This is a genomic window from Phocaeicola oris (assembly GCF_021295095.1).
Classification (GTDB): Bacteria; Bacteroidota; Bacteroidia; order Bacteroidales; family Bacteroidaceae; genus Phocaeicola; species Phocaeicola oris.
The window spans coordinates 48,593-62,821 of the sequence record NZ_JAJLQX010000002.1; the positions used below are offsets into that span (position 1 = coordinate 48,593).

Sequence of the window (14,229 nt, forward strand, 5' to 3'; positions counted from 1 at the left end):
CTTGATGCCTAACGGTATTGCGTAAAAATATATTGTGAATAGAGTTGTTGAATGTCGGGTGTTTGATAATAGTACCGTACTATCGGCATCACAGTCCACAGCGGACTTATTCCGTAGGTAATATTTAAACGGGGTTCTACGAATACCTTATGGAATCGGCATTTCTGCAAATATTTGTTTGCTTCTGTCAACCGATAGAGGTGATAAGAGAAAGGAACCGCAAACTCATCCGAAAACTTTTCTGCTGATATTGCAGATGTGGAGTCGCATGCAAATGCAGATCACTGAAACATACATCATTGACAAATGAATGGGAAGTATTGAAATCTTCGTTTATTCCTGTTCCGCTGATTCCGGATACTAATTCTTCGCGCTGATAATCAATTCCGATTTGAGTACCGACATAAAAATCAAACAGCTTGAATTGCCAGTCGGTTGCATTCTTGGTATAGAAGTTTCGCTGCTTTACTGATTGTTGAAACGAAGTGTAAGCCACGCTGTCGTTAAGCAGTTCCGGAAAGATTCCCGGACTGACGGTAAGACGTTGAGGTAATTCCTCCCAAGTATAAAGCGAAGTAAGTTTGAAGATATTTTTTTCTCCCAAAGGCTGTACCCACTGAAAGCGATTGGATAGCTGTCGTCGGGTAGTGGTAAACGCCTGATTCATCGTTTCACGATTCATCAGAAAATCTTGAAGCGCCTGATCGCGCTTCCATGTTCCGGATAATCTATTCTTGATAAACTTTCTGTCTGCGTTCCGTTCGTAGGTAATTTCGCCCTGCAACTGATCTGACTCGGTATCTATCTGATTCAATTCATTATACGTAACCGTTTGATTGGGATAAAAATATCGAGTCGTCGTTTCGTCCGTCTGTTGTCGATCGGCATTCAGATAATTAAACTGCAAACGCAAACTGTTCTTCTTATTGAACTGCATCAGGTGATTAGTGGCTGCCAAATGTTCTTTGTTGTCCAAATAACGTTCTTCATCTATCAGGTCCATACGTACAGCAGGCGATTGGAGCATCATCTGTGTACTCGGAATTACCCAATCGGATTCAGTAATCTGCGGAGTCAGTTCATGAGCTGTATTGATACCAACGTTGTTACTCTTATACAGACTTAAGTTCTGATGCTTCTTACCGAACAACATCGCCATGGCACGTACATTCCATAAACCATCTTTGGTATGATTCCATCCGCCCCCTGCTTCCAATATTCCTGAAAGCGTGAATTTCACATCATCCTGCAGCACCAAGTTGATGGCTGCTTGCTCGCCGAAATTCTTACCTCGCAAAGCTGCTATCTGCTGATGGTTACGCAGTACTTGTACCTCTTTGACCACTTTCCCCGAAAGGTTATTCGTAGCCAACGCATAATTATTTCCCATCAGGTCCATTCCCTCAATATAAAGTTTGGATATACTCTTATCCTCAAAGCGAATACTTCCATTGTGAAGCACCTCTATGCCCGGCATTTTCCGCAGTACATCGGCTATACTTCTATCCTGTGGCATCTTGTAACCACTTACCGCATACACCAATGTATCTTCATGAACCTGCAAACGCTTTGATGTAACCTCTACCTCCTTTAATTTAAATTCAGTAGGAACCATTCGGTATACACCACCTTTGCGATAATCGGAAATGGGCACTACCATTGTTTTATAACCTAAATAAGAAAAAGATATAAATACCGGTTGCTCTTTCATTTATATCTGAAACTTGCCGTCGGCATCTGTAATCGCAAACTGACATATACTCTTATTTTCGCGCAAAAAAGAGACAGAGACGGTTTCCATAGGTACATCCTTATCATCCACCACTCGTCCCTCGTAAATGAAAGTCTGGGCAAAGATGGTAAGATGACAGAAGATGCCAACAATCGGTAACAAGCATCGTTGGAATAGATTCATTGCTTTCACTTTTATTGTGTGTAGCTATTTATTCGGTAAAAGTTCCATTAATACGGGATGCCGTTCTTTATACTGCATTGGTCTGCCATTGGCATCTGTGGCTTTCATGGGATCGATACCGAATTGCTGTAGATACGCCATGGGGTCTTTGGCCATCAGCGTGTACATCTCTGCCAACTTCCGTGCAGTACAATTCTGATAGCTTCCTTGTAGCGTCTTCATTTTTCTTCCGTTTCCCTGTTTTATAGCAATACATTCGAATGAAAAGTGTGCGGTATTGTCTTTGGCGATAAGTATTAAGCCGGGCAACCCATAAAGCTTCCAAGGTCCGTCACTTACGGGAATAGCCGGTGTGAACCATACAGTCCAAATACGACCCCGAAATTCAGTTTGCGCCTTTTGGCAAGGATAGTCATGAATCAGACTATCTCCTTCAAGTATTTTCCACACCGGTCTTTCCATCGTTTCGGTGTACTTGAACTTTTTAAAGACTTTATCCGTATAAGTCAATTTGCCTTTTTCCGGATAGTTTTTATAAACAACATAATGCTGCTTAGACAAAGGATATCCGCTTTGCTGTATTGCCTGCAGAATGTCCGACAGCGATCCGCCTCGTGCTGAGATACTATCCTTAATCTCATCTCTGCGGGTATTCCACAAACCGTAAAAAACAGAATATTCTTTCCCTATTTCCAACACTTTTTCATCCTCATAGAGCTTAGGTGATTCTTCCCATATTCTAAACTTGGCAATATATCTCAAACTTATCTCCATATCATCATGCTTTTGAGCATAGACATTAGAGAAAGTCCCAATTCCCAACACCACAATCATTAGTAATAATAATTGTCTTTTCATAAGGTAGAAGAATGAATGTTTATAACCTATTCTACAAGCTTTTCGACTTCCGCTCCTTTTGTCAGTATATGGTCTGAATAATAATATCAACCGGTATCTATTATATTCTATTTCATTATTTATTATACCATTAAAACACATTTAATGGCGTTTTTGCAATGAAACACAAGCTATCAATGGTAATAAGTTCTATTTTCAATACTTATGCTATAAATGTAACTATTTATTTTGATAAAGCAATACATACCATTATAACTTTAATTTACTTTAACCCATGAAAGCGAAAAGAAGAAACTAAAACAAACACACTAACATTCTAAATCATATCGGTAGTCCCTTCCTTTTCTCCGTCAAAATTACATGATTCCGGTCAAAATGTCTAACTATCAAAAGAATTCCGATTTTAACTCAAATGGGAATACACTTTGCTCACAGATAAGCGTTATGCTGAACACAAAAAAGTTCATGCAAACAACATAATAAATAAATACAGATAACTAAAATTTTAAATATATGAATTTTGATAACTTTACAATTAAATCTCAAGAGGCGATTCAAGAAGCGGTGAACCTTGCACAACGCAACGGTCAACAAGCTATTGAACCGGAACATCTTTTAGCCGGAGTGCTGAAAGTGAGCGAGAATGTTACCAATTTCATTTTCCAAAAATTGGGCATTAATACTCAACAAATCAGTACACAACTCACCCAAAAGATAGCGTCTTTTCCCAAAGTATCGGGTGGAGAATCTTATTTAAGCCGAGAAAGCAACGATGTGTTGCAGAAAGCAAACCAATATGCCTCTGAAATGGGCGATCAATTTGTTTCTGTGGAAGCCATCATTCTCGCGTTGCTGACTGTTAACAGCGGTGTTTCTTCAATATTAAAAGATAACGGCATGAACGAGGCTGACCTTCGTGCGGCTATTCAGGAGTTGCGTCAGGGAAACAAGGTTACATCACAGTCGGCTGATTCCAATTATCAGGCTCTGAGCAAGTACGCTATTAACCTGAACGAACAAGCCCGTGAGGGTAAACTTGACCCTGTCATTGGTCGTGACGAGGAAATCCGACGCATACTGCAAATATTAAGTCGTCGAACAAAGAACAATCCGATATTGTTGGGTGCTCCGGGTACCGGCAAGACAGCCATCATAGAAGGATTGGCTCACCGTGTCATCCGTGGCGATGTGCCTGAAAACTTGAAAGATAAAGTGGTTTACTCGTTAGATATGGGTGCCTTGATTGCCGGTGCTAAATACAAAGGAGAATTTGAGGAGCGGTTGAAGTCGGTTATCAATGAGGTGAAAGCCTCGGAAGGTAACATCATACTGTTTATTGATGAGATTCACACTTTGGTAGGCGCAGGACAGAGCGAAGGTGCCATGGATGCCGCCAATATACTAAAACCTGCTTTGGCTCGTGGTGAGATTCGCTGTATAGGCGCTACCACCTTCGACGAATATCAAAAATACTTCGAGAAAGATAAAGCACTGGAACGTAGGTTCCAGACTGTGATGGTGGATGAGCCGTCGGTTGAAGATGCTATCTCCATTCTGCGTGGTTTGAAAGAACGTTACGAGAATCATCATAAAGTGCGTATCATGGACGAAGCCATCATCGCTGCCGTTCAGTTGAGCGACCGTTACATCACAGAGCGTTTCTTACCGGATAAGGCCATCGACCTGATGGATGAAGCGGCTGCCAAGTTAAGAATGGAGCGTGATTCTGTTCCTGAAGAACTGGATGAGATCACTCGTAAATTAAAGCAGCTGGAAATTGAGCGTGAAGCCATCAAACGTGAAAAGGATGAAGCAAAGTTAGCTCTATTAAATAAGGATATTTCCGATTTACAGGAGCAGGAGACTTCGTTACGTGCGAAATGGCAAGCCGAAAAGAACTTGGTAAACAAGATTCAGGAGAATAAAAAGCAGATGGAGCAATTGAAGTATGAAGCCGACCGTGCTGAACGCGAAGGTGATTACGGCAAAGTGGCTGAAATCCGTTACGGCAAACTCCGGAACCTTGATAATGACATCAAACAGATTCAGGAAAAGTTAAAAGCAACACAGGGCGGTAACGCGATGATCAAAGAAGAGGTTACGGCAAACGACATTGCCGAAGTCGTTTCGCGTTGGACCGGCATACCGGTAACCAAGATGATGCAAAGCGAACGCGAAAAGCTGCTTTACATGGAAGATGAGTTGCACAAACGCGTCATCGGTCAGGATGAGGCTATCAAGGCTGTCAGCGATGCCGTACGCCGCAGTCGTGCAGGACTGCAAGACCCCAACCGTCCCATCGGTTCGTTTATCTTCTTAGGTACCACAGGTGTTGGAAAGACGGAATTAGCAAAGGCGTTAGCCGACTATCTCTTCAATGATGAAAAGATGATGACTCGAATTGATATGAGCGAGTACCAAGAGAAGTTCAGTGTCTCTCGTTTAATCGGCGCGCCTCCGGGATATGTCGGTTACGAAGAAGGCGGTCAGTTGACTGAAGCAGTTCGTCGTAAGCCGTACTCCGTAGTCTTATTCGATGAAATAGAAAAGGCTCACCCTGATGTGTTCAATATCCTGCTTCAGGTATTGGATGATGGTCGATTGACCGACAGTAAAGGTCGCACGGTAAATTTCAAGAACACCATTATCATCATGACTTCTAACTTGGGCAGTCAGTACATCCAGAGTCAGTTCGAGAAGATGAATGACCGGAACAAGGAACTGATTATCGAGGAAACCAAGCAAGAAATATTAAACATGCTGAAGAAGACGATTCGTCCGGAATTCCTGAATCGTATTGATGAAACCATCATGTTCTTGCCACTGAATCAGAATCAGATTAAAGACATTGTCAAGTTGCAAATCAAAGGTGTACAGAAAATATTGAGTGGCAATGGTGTTACATTGCAAATATCTAACGAGGCTGTAGAGTTCCTTGCGCATGTAGGTTACGATCCGGAGTTTGGCGCCCGTCCTGTCAAGCGTGCACTGCAACGTTACTTACTGAACGACTTAGCAAAGAAAATGTTGAGTGGTGAGGTAGACAAGTCGAAGACAATTATTGTCGAAGCAAATGAGAATGGCTTAATCTTTAGGAATTAATGATTCCGCTATAAGATAGCATTTATTGACTCGTTAATGAAACGCATTTAAAGAGAATCCGCAATGCCTGTTGATTGGTATTGCGGATTTATTTTTATAAAAAGATATTCTATAACGTATGAACAAATAAAGTGACGCAATCTAATTGAACAACTCATGCGGATCAGTTGAACAACTCATGCGGATCAGTTGAACAACTCATGCGGATCACTTGAGCAACTCATACGGATCAGTTTGCCGATCTATGCTACACAAACATTCAAACCTTCTTATACTTTTCCAATCGGATGGTATCAGAGCAATAATCGGCTATCATCTCATGATGGGTAATAAAAATCATCGTCTTATCGGGATAATGCGCTATAAGACGTTGCATAAGGAAATGTTCGGTACCTTTATCGAGAGAGGAACTAAACTCATCGAGAAGCAAGACGCTACCCTTTCGGAGCAACCCGCGAGCGATGGCAATACGCTGAGCCTGCCCTTCACTCAGTCCGCTACCCTGCTCTCCGCAAACAGTATCAAGTCCTTCCGGAAGATCTTTAACAAAATCGGCAACAGTGGTATGGAGTACATCATAGAGTTGTTCATCGGTGGCATCGGGATCACCCAAGAGTAAGTTCTCTCGAATGGTTCCGCTAAGCAAAGAGTTGCCTTGCGGAACATAAACCATGTTAGAACGGCTCTCCGCGTCGGCAATGATACGCTCTTTTTCATTATAAAGTTCTATACTCCCTGACTGTGGTTTCAGTAACGAAAGAATCAGTCGGACAGTCGTGCTCTTACCGGCTCCCGTTTCTCCCATCACAGCGGTACGGCTTCCGGGCTTAAAATCGTGAGTGAAATGCAAAAGCACCGGCTCTCCTTCTTCATAGCCGAAGGTAACATCTTTCATAAGGATGCCGACTTTCCCTTCCAGCCAATGCTTTTCCGTAATATCCTCTCCCTGCATTATTTCCAACTCATGCAGTCGATCAATAGAAGTAGTAGCATGCACAAACTGAGGCAGCAGTCGCGTAAGCTCCACCGTAGGACGTTGAATCTGATTTACCAATTGCAAGAATGCACTCATGATACCAAAGGTAATAATCCCTGCCTTCAGCTGGAAGACACTCCAAATAAAAACAATGAGATACCCTGTGATAAAGCCAAACGAGACCATCGCTCTGGAAAACAGCGAGAATTTAGTCCGGTCCATAGTCTGTCCGTAAAGCGTTTGTTGCAGGGAATCCAATTTATCGGCCATGATTCCATTCTGTTCCATCGTCTGAATCACCGTCTTATGTTGAATGCTCTCCTGCAGCACGCTCTGCACATTGCTATCGGTCGACCGGATATCTTTAGTCAGTTTGCGCATCCGCTTAATATATATCTTGCTCAGCACCAAGAAGACAGGCATAGTAAAGACAATACACCATGCCAAAGCCGGACTAAGATGATAAAGGAACAGAAAAGCCGCTAACAGATTTATCAATGTTATAACAAGGTTCGGAAGAGAACTGCATATTGTCTCTGTCACCACGCGCACATCTTCTTCCAGACGGTTCAGAATATCTCCACTATGGAGTTGGTCTTTTCCCATCCACTTGACATTCATCAGGTGAGTAAAAAGATTGTGGCGTATACGGTTTTTCATTTTTATCTCCGTCTGATTGGTGTACCAATTGTTGGCTAAAGCCGTGCCAATAGAGGTAAACATAAAAACAACCAACAGAACAAGATATAAATAAAAAATAAAAGCGGTATGGTCAATGTATCCGGTAGCCATATCTATCAGCTGCTTACTGAAATAAATAAACAACAATCCCGCCGCTACTCGAATCACTCCGAGCGCGCAATTGACCAGCAACCGGTGGCGAATACCATTGGTTGCCGTCCAAAGCCACTTTGCTATCCGTCCGACTGTGGTGAACATTATTCTGTTAATCCAACTTCAGTCCATCGGGCAATGATGTCTTTCGCGTCTCTTTCAGCTACCGAGGCATCAATTTCATACTCTTTCTCAAGAAGAGAAGCTACATCCTGCTCAGTAAAATCTTTACCTTCCAACTGTTTCCACAGATAAGCAGCTGTAGCATTCAGCGCAACAATTTTATTAAAATTTACCTGTGCCAGACCTTCGCCTATCACAACTTCTTTATCGCCTATCCGACGTAACACAAATCCTTTCTTAATTTTCATATCATATACGTTTATATATAGCCAAAATCCAACGTCGGACAGGTAAGAGTCGCTTCCATAGACGAGCTTTCTTCCGTTCCTCCGGAGTGTTCGGATTAATCTCTTTGTTCTTTTTTATAATTTTATTCACTCTTCCTATAATATGCTTCCGATAGCATTGCTCCATACCGCGAATATTTCCATCCCCCATCAGCACCACTTTTGCGTCCGGCTGATTTCCTTCAATGAAAATAACGCGATGAAGCACATATTGCCCTTCCGCAATTCTTGCCAAAACGATATCCCCTATTTGATATTCAAGATACTTTTCCAGCTCCACGCTATCCTTATCGCCTGTAATGAAAGGAAGCATACTGTTACCTTTCACCAGAATGGTTACTTTACGTCCTTCATCTAATAGACGCTCGGTTTCACCCAACAATATGGCGTTGGGAAAAATCAGTTTATTGATTTTTATCTCATCCATTTTACTCTCCGGTTAAAGCATGAAAGCTCATCTTCGCGGCAGCCTCATCAGGTAAACACTCAAGACTGAATACAGGAACGTACGTCGCCAATTCATTCAACGTCTCATTCATGCCATCAGCCATCTGTTTATCCCACTTCATTCCCGATACCGTAGGAAGCAACGTAGCGTATGCCTGAAGAGTATCCAATGGGGTAATATTGTTCTTCGGAGCCTGCCACAGACGAACGAAACCGCCTATCTCAACAGAATCGTTCTTATAGCAAGGAGTCTTGCCACTCCATGGAGTTCCCCAGACCTTTACTTTGCCATCTTTACTGATTCCTATAGCCGGATTATCATCGTTCAGAAGTTCTGTATCATCAATATATTTAAGCCATAAGCGACTATGCGTACTCTTTCCCGTCCCACTCTTCCCAAGGAACAGATAGCCTTTCCCTTTCCGTTTAATAACAGATGCGTGTTGAAGCAAAATATGATGTTGTGATCCGGCAAAAGCATAAAGCATCATCATGGCATTGTTAAGCGCGTAGAATCGGAAATCTCTGTTACCTTTAATATACAACTGCCCCTCAGCATAATCTTTTGTGATAATTAAATAAGCAATCGCTTCAGACTTATTAGATAAAGTCATCTCAATCATCGTCTTATCATTGTGCCGATAAATACAGAACCTCTGTCCCTCTTCTTCAAAATCTATCAGGAACTCATCTTTCATAACTTCCGGCAAAGGAGTACCATCCGCATGTATAGTTATCTGAAATATCACATCTTCGGATGAAGAAATAAGAAAAGGTTGATAATTACTCAGTCTGTCGCTGAGTGTTTCATTCTCAGAGGAATGCATAGCAAAATCCAAGTCTGCCACTTTATAGAAAAACGTTTTCACTTTTGTAATATTGTCTTAATTTTGGGATAAAAATAATAAAAAGTTGCGATATAAAAGCAAATCCGGCGACTTAATTCAATGAGTTTCTTTCACTCGCCCGATTCAGATAGTATAAAAAAGAATTTTTCGGTAAGATAATATTCTTTTTCCTTTGAGTATTAAAAAAAAATATTCAAATTTGGACTCAATTTAAAACAAGATATCAAAAAATGGAAGATAAAAGGAAAAGTCAGCAAGATTCCGACAAAGAGATTGTTTTCTCTAAAGCTATAAAAGCCGGAAAAAGAATCTACTACTTAGATGTAAAAAAGAACCGTAAGGACGAGATGTTTATTGCAATCACCGAGAGTAAAAAAATCGTTAACGGAGAAGGAGAAGACGCGCAAATAAGCTTCGAGAAGCATAAAATATTCCTATATAAAGAGGATTTTGAGAAATTCACTAACGGTCTGAACCAAACTATCCAATACATTGTTGACGCACAAGGACCCATCGTTCCGCATTATAATGAAAAGGAACAAGAGGAAATACCCGAAGATACAAAGGATAAGGACAATAATGATGAGTTAAACTTTGACAAAATAAAAATAGAGATTTAATTTTCCGTAAGTAAACAACGTAAAAGCTAACAACAAATTTATCAGCCTTTTATTTTGTATTTTTAAAAATAAATCTTATTTTTGCACCGCTTTTTAGCTCACCGTGCAGAACATGCATAGTGTGATGGCGAATTAAGCAGTAAACTTAATTTAGAGTAACACTAAAATTTAAAGAAATGAAATCAATTGACATTAAAGGTATCTTTCGTAAGGATCTTGGTAAGAAGGCTACAAAAGCCTTACGTAAAGAAAACATTGTTCCTTGCGTCATTTATGGCGCTGCAAAGAACGATAAAGGTGAAACTTCTGTAACCCATTTTCAAGTTCCTGCAGGTAATCTCCGTAAGTTAATATATACTCCGGAAATCTTCGTTGTTAATCTGGAAATTGATGGCGTAGTTAAGAATGCTATTCTTCAGGAAGTTCAATTCCACCCATTGCACGAGCAGATTTTACACATTGATTTCCTTGAAATTGATGAAGCTAAACCTATCGTAATGAATGTTCCTGTTGTTCTTCAGGGCTTGGCTCCCGGTGTTCTATCCGGAGGTAAATTGCATCATCAAATGCGCAAGCTGAAAGTTCGCGCGCTCTATACCGCTATCCCAGAGTTCTTGACTGTGGATATTTCTAAACTAAAATTAGGCAAGTCAATTAAAGTTGGCGATTTGAAGTTTGATAACCTTGAGTTGCTCAACCCGAAAGATGCTGTCGTATGTTCAGTTAAGACTACTCGTTCTGCAGTTGAAGATTCCAATGCTGCTACAGAAACTGACGCAACAGAAGCTGAACCGGCTAATGCTGAGTAAAAATAAAGATATTCCATTTAAATGAAATATTTGATCGTAGGTCTGGGCAATATCGGCGATGAGTACGATGAAACCCGACATAACATAGGATTTCACATATTGGACGCCTTTGCAAAGGCGTCCAATTGTGTTTTTGAAGACCGACGCTATGGCTTTGTAGGAAATACTTCATTCCGAGGCAGGCAATTGGTTCTTCTGAAACCATCTACTTATATGAATCTAAGTGGATTAGCCGTCCGTTACTGGATGCAAAAAGAAAAAATTCCGGTTGAAAACTTACTCGTGCTGGTTGACGATGTAGCACTCCCATTTGGAACACTCCGTTTGAAACCGAAAGGCAGTTGCGGTGGACATAATGGTCTGAGGAACATTGAAGATAATATAGGAACACAAAACTATGCACGTCTTCGCTTTGGTATAGGAAATGATTTCATGCATGGACGAGAAGCAGATTATGTATTAAGTAAATTCTCGGAAGAAGAGTTTGCGAAGATGGAAGAACGTGTAGAAAAAGCCTGCGATATAATTAGGAGCTTTACATTTGCCGGTATTCAAACTACGATGAATCAATTCAACAATCAGTAAGATGGAAACAGAAGCGAGAATAGATAAATGGATGTGGGCGACTCGCATATTCAAAACACGTACCATTGCAGCTGAAGCATGCAAAAAAGGACGAGTCAGCATAAACGGGGTTCATGTTAAGGCTTCACATACCGTTAAGGAAGGTACGGTAATTCAAGTCCGTAAACCACCTATTACCTACTCTTTCAAGGTTCTGCGACCTATAGAAAACAGAGTAGGCGCAAAACTTGTTCCGCAAATGATAGAGAATGTCACTCCGCACGACCAATACGAATTACTGGAGATGAGCAAAATCAGCGGATTTGTAAACAGAGCGAAAGGAACAGGCCGTCCTACCAAAAGAGACAGACGCAAATTAGACGAGTTTATCGCTCCGGAATATTTTCCGGAAGATGACGGCTTCGACTTCGATTTTGATTTTGACGAAAATAAGTAACAACGTCATCAACTTGTACCCCAAAGTATCTATAAAACTTATTATTAAAAGATTGAATAAAGTAACGCGTATGAACCAACCGATTCATACGCGTTACTTTATAAATACTCCTGATGAATACGGCAACTCAACCGTAACATATTTCTTTACCTCCCGCCTGCCGGTAAATGTTTCAACCAATAATCAGCCATTGTCTTTCGAAGATGCATGGTAGTTCCTTCACGTTCAAAGATACCATGCGAACGCATCGGATAAGAAACCTGAGAGAAAATCTTCCCATGCTTAACTAATTCATTCACCAATATCTCACAATTCTGATAATGAACATTGTCGTCACCCGTTCCATGTATCAAAAGCAAATTACCTTTCAAACCTGACACATAAGTAATGGGCGAACCTTTCTTATATCCTTCCGGATTATTCTGCGGAGTATTCATATAACGCTCCTGATAAATAGTATCATAAAGACGCTGATCGGCTACAAATGCTACAGCAATGCCGGTATTGAACACATCCGGATAACGGAACATGCAGTTCAGTGTCTGACTGCCACCTCCGCTCCAACCGGTAATTCCTATTCTGCTCATATCAATAAAAGAATACTTACGACCCAGCTCTTGTATTCCTCGGGCCTGATCCTCGCTGGCAAAAGTTCCAACCTCGCCATAAATACATTTTCTCCACTCACGGCCACGAGGAACATTAGCGCCTCTATTATCAATGCTGATTACAATATACCCAAGATTAGCTAAATACTGATCCCAAAGGTCACCACCACCCCAAACATCCTGAACAGTCGAACTGGCGGGCTCACCATACACTTCAATAATCACCGGGTATTTCTTGGAAGCATCAAAATTGATTGGTTTAATCATCCACGCATCCAATTCCAGATTACCGGACTTGGTCTTAACAAACTCTTTCGGATTCAATCCTAAAGACTTATATTGATTCTTTGCCTCAGCATTATCGGTAATCCCACAAACAGTCTTATGTCCGGGAAATGAAACCATGTCGATTACCGGAGGAGTCTGTGCATTGCTGAATGTATGAACTGCCCATTTACCCGTCGGAGACATCACATACCGATGTTGTCCGGACTCGTTCAACGGGCTGACTCTTTCCACTTTGCCATTACCAAACAATTTTGCCTGATAGAGATACCGCTGTGTATAGTTATCGAGAGTTCCTATAAAGTAAACGATACCTTTTTTCATATCGACACCCACTTCATTCTCATAATCCATCTGTGCATCGGTAACCAATTTAGTTTGCTTGCCATCTCGACTTATCAAATATAAATGACGCCATCCGTCTCGTTCGCTTGTCCAAGTAAAATACTGATTATCTTTGAGCCACAACACATTATCGTTTGTATTCACCCAAGCCTTATCCGTATCCGTAAAAATGTTCACCGGCTTAGGTTCACCTATCTTGCTCACCCATATCCTATTTGTATTCTGTGAACGATTCATCTGCTGAATGAAAAGCTCGTTTGTCCCCGGAATGAAATCCATACGCGGAATATAATTATTACGCGGATTGCCGGGAAGATCAATCCAAGTAGTCGCGCCACCATTTACAGACACATAACCCACTTTTACAGCTGAGTTAGTTGTTCCTGCTTTCGGATAAGGAAACCGTTGGATAATAGGATAAATAGAATCTACATTATTAATAATATCGAACCAGCCGGTTCCACTTGTATCACTCTGCCAATAAGCAATATACTGACCATCTGAGCTCCAACGGAATCCATCACGACAGCCAAACTCCTCTTCATACACCCAATCGAAAGTTCCATTGACAATGATGTCACTGCCATCCGTAGTCAGAGCGGTAACAATTCCGTCGGCTATGTTTTCTACATACACATTATTCTGCGATACATACGCAACTTTCGTTCCATCCGGAGAGAATTTCGCGAACATCAACGTTGATTCCGGAAACTCCTTCCCCAACTGCTGCATTTCTCCATTTTGAGTGTCAAGTACATAGTAATCGCCCCGTGTATCATAACGCCAAACCCGCTTCGAATTCGTATAAACCAAAGCCTTAGTATTTTCTTTATTGAATACGATATTACGTACCGTCATAGGCTTTCCCGTCTTCGGGTTAACCAACATTTTAGCCGGAATCAACACCTCTTTTGAATTGTCCTTCGCCTTGTAAGCCACCACATCAAATCCACCATTCGCATTCCGCTCCCACTTCCAATAACGCTCGCCATCAACCATCCAGTTCACACTTCCTCCGCCTTCTGTCTTAATCAGCGTCCGATTGACTGCTTCTTCCAATGTAGGAATATGCTGCGCATTCAAGCTGGATGGTAAACTCAAAAGTCCTGCCACCAGCATCATAATAAATCTTCTATTCATATTCATATAAT

At 41.3% G+C, this 14,229-nt stretch carries 13 protein-coding genes; 5 read left to right on the forward strand and 8 right to left on the reverse strand.

What is annotated here, in order from left to right; all coding sequences use genetic code 11:
* Nucleotides 1-187: 187 nt before the first annotated feature.
* Genes LO761_RS01705 through LO761_RS01715 form a run of 3 tightly spaced genes read right to left on the reverse strand, consistent with a single transcriptional unit; the run spans nt 188 to nt 2,773 of the window.
* Nucleotides 188-1,711 (reverse strand): TonB-dependent receptor, encoded by a 1,524-nt coding sequence (locus LO761_RS01705; RefSeq protein WP_272816611.1) that lies wholly within the window; start codon nt 1,709-1,711, stop codon nt 188-190.
* The gene (locus tag LO761_RS01710; RefSeq protein WP_272816612.1) at nt 1,712-1,915 is read right to left on the reverse strand and encodes a peptidase associated/transthyretin-like domain-containing protein; all 204 of its coding nucleotides are present in this window, start codon (nt 1,913-1,915) and stop codon (nt 1,712-1,714) included.
* 24 nt (nt 1,916-1,939) lie between these two features.
* Complete coding sequence (locus LO761_RS01715; RefSeq protein WP_272816613.1) at nt 1,940-2,773, reverse strand: GLPGLI family protein; 834 nt, start codon at nt 2,771-2,773, stop codon at nt 1,940-1,942.
* A gap of 513 nt (nt 2,774-3,286) precedes the next feature.
* Here LO761_RS01715 and clpB point away from each other — a divergent pair.
* Entirely contained in the window at nt 3,287-5,875 is a 2,589-nt protein-coding gene (clpB, locus tag LO761_RS01720) for an ATP-dependent chaperone ClpB (protein ID WP_272816614.1), read from the forward strand.
* 259 nt (nt 5,876-6,134) lie between these two features.
* Here clpB and LO761_RS01725 read toward each other — a convergent pair whose 3' ends face one another.
* Genes LO761_RS01725 through LO761_RS01740 form a run of 4 tightly spaced genes read right to left on the reverse strand, consistent with a single transcriptional unit; the run spans nt 6,135 to nt 9,411 of the window.
* The gene (locus LO761_RS01725) at nt 6,135-7,790 is read right to left on the reverse strand and encodes an ABC transporter ATP-binding protein (RefSeq protein WP_272816615.1); all 1,656 of its coding nucleotides are present in this window, start codon (nt 7,788-7,790) and stop codon (nt 6,135-6,137) included.
* Nucleotides 7,790-8,056, reverse strand: a complete 267-nt coding sequence (locus LO761_RS01730) for a PqqD family protein (RefSeq protein ID WP_272816616.1) — start codon at nt 8,054-8,056, stop codon at nt 7,790-7,792. The genes LO761_RS01725 and LO761_RS01730 overlap by 1 nt, the downstream gene beginning before the upstream one ends.
* A gap of 1 nt (nt 8,057) precedes the next feature.
* Nucleotides 8,058-8,522: a S24/S26 family peptidase gene (locus LO761_RS01735; protein ID WP_272816617.1), complete on the reverse strand. Its 465-nt coding sequence runs from the start codon at nt 8,520-8,522 to the stop codon at nt 8,058-8,060.
* A 1-nt stretch (nt 8,523) separates the two neighbouring features.
* On the reverse strand, nt 8,524-9,411 hold the full coding sequence (locus LO761_RS01740; RefSeq protein ID WP_272816618.1) for a hypothetical protein: 888 nt from the start codon (nt 9,409-9,411) through the stop codon (nt 8,524-8,526).
* Between the two features lie 209 nt (nt 9,412-9,620).
* On the opposite strand from LO761_RS01740, the gene LO761_RS01745 reads away from it, so the two are divergent.
* The 4 genes from LO761_RS01745 (at nt 9,621) to LO761_RS01760 (ending at nt 11,840) form a co-directional block, all read left to right on the forward strand.
* Nucleotides 9,621-10,010, forward strand: coding sequence for a DUF3276 family protein (locus LO761_RS01745; protein WP_272816619.1), 390 nt, complete (start codon nt 9,621-9,623; stop codon nt 10,008-10,010).
* A 176-nt stretch (nt 10,011-10,186) separates the two neighbouring features.
* Nucleotides 10,187-10,819: a 50S ribosomal protein L25/general stress protein Ctc gene (locus LO761_RS01750; RefSeq protein WP_272816620.1), complete on the forward strand. Its 633-nt coding sequence runs from the start codon at nt 10,187-10,189 to the stop codon at nt 10,817-10,819.
* Between the two features lie 21 nt (nt 10,820-10,840).
* The gene (gene pth / locus LO761_RS01755) at nt 10,841-11,404 is read left to right on the forward strand and encodes an aminoacyl-tRNA hydrolase (protein WP_272816621.1); all 564 of its coding nucleotides are present in this window, start codon (nt 10,841-10,843) and stop codon (nt 11,402-11,404) included.
* 1 nt (nt 11,405) lies between these two features.
* Complete coding sequence (locus tag LO761_RS01760) at nt 11,406-11,840, forward strand: RNA-binding S4 domain-containing protein (protein ID WP_272816622.1); 435 nt, start codon at nt 11,406-11,408, stop codon at nt 11,838-11,840.
* A gap of 146 nt (nt 11,841-11,986) precedes the next feature.
* On the opposite strand, the gene LO761_RS01765 is transcribed toward LO761_RS01760, so the two are convergent.
* Nucleotides 11,987-14,218 carry a S9 family peptidase gene (locus tag LO761_RS01765; protein WP_407951531.1) on the reverse strand — a complete coding sequence of 744 codons (2,232 nt, stop codon included), beginning with the start codon at nt 14,216-14,218 and terminating at the stop codon, nt 11,987-11,989.
* Between the last annotated feature and the right edge of the window lie 11 nt (nt 14,219-14,229).

Excerpts from the sequence above, each read along its gene's own strand:
- LO761_RS01705 (WP_272816611.1), bottom strand. The coding sequence starts at position 1,711 with ATGAAAGAGCAACCGGTATTTATATCTTTTTCTTATTTAGGTTATAAA.
- LO761_RS01710 (WP_272816612.1), bottom strand. The coding sequence starts at position 1,915 with ATGAATCTATTCCAACGATGCTTGTTACCGATTGTTGGCATCTTCTGT.
- LO761_RS01715 (WP_272816613.1), bottom strand. The coding sequence starts at position 2,773 with ATGAAAAGACAATTATTATTACTAATGATTGTGGTGTTGGGAATTGGG.
- clpB (WP_272816614.1), top strand. The coding sequence starts at position 3,287 with ATGAATTTTGATAACTTTACAATTAAATCTCAAGAGGCGATTCAAGAA.
- LO761_RS01725 (WP_272816615.1), bottom strand. The coding sequence starts at position 7,790 with ATGTTCACCACAGTCGGACGGATAGCAAAGTGGCTTTGGACGGCAACC.
- LO761_RS01730 (WP_272816616.1), bottom strand. The coding sequence starts at position 8,056 with ATGAAAATTAAGAAAGGATTTGTGTTACGTCGGATAGGCGATAAAGAA.
- LO761_RS01735 (WP_272816617.1), bottom strand. The coding sequence starts at position 8,522 with ATGGATGAGATAAAAATCAATAAACTGATTTTTCCCAACGCCATATTG.
- LO761_RS01745 (WP_272816619.1), top strand. The coding sequence starts at position 9,621 with ATGGAAGATAAAAGGAAAAGTCAGCAAGATTCCGACAAAGAGATTGTT.
- LO761_RS01750 (WP_272816620.1), top strand. The coding sequence starts at position 10,187 with ATGAAATCAATTGACATTAAAGGTATCTTTCGTAAGGATCTTGGTAAG.
- pth (WP_272816621.1), top strand. The coding sequence starts at position 10,841 with ATGAAATATTTGATCGTAGGTCTGGGCAATATCGGCGATGAGTACGAT.
- LO761_RS01760 (WP_272816622.1), top strand. The coding sequence starts at position 11,406 with ATGGAAACAGAAGCGAGAATAGATAAATGGATGTGGGCGACTCGCATA.
- LO761_RS01765 (WP_407951531.1), bottom strand. The coding sequence starts at position 14,218 with ATGAATAGAAGATTTATTATGATGCTGGTGGCAGGACTTTTGAGTTTA.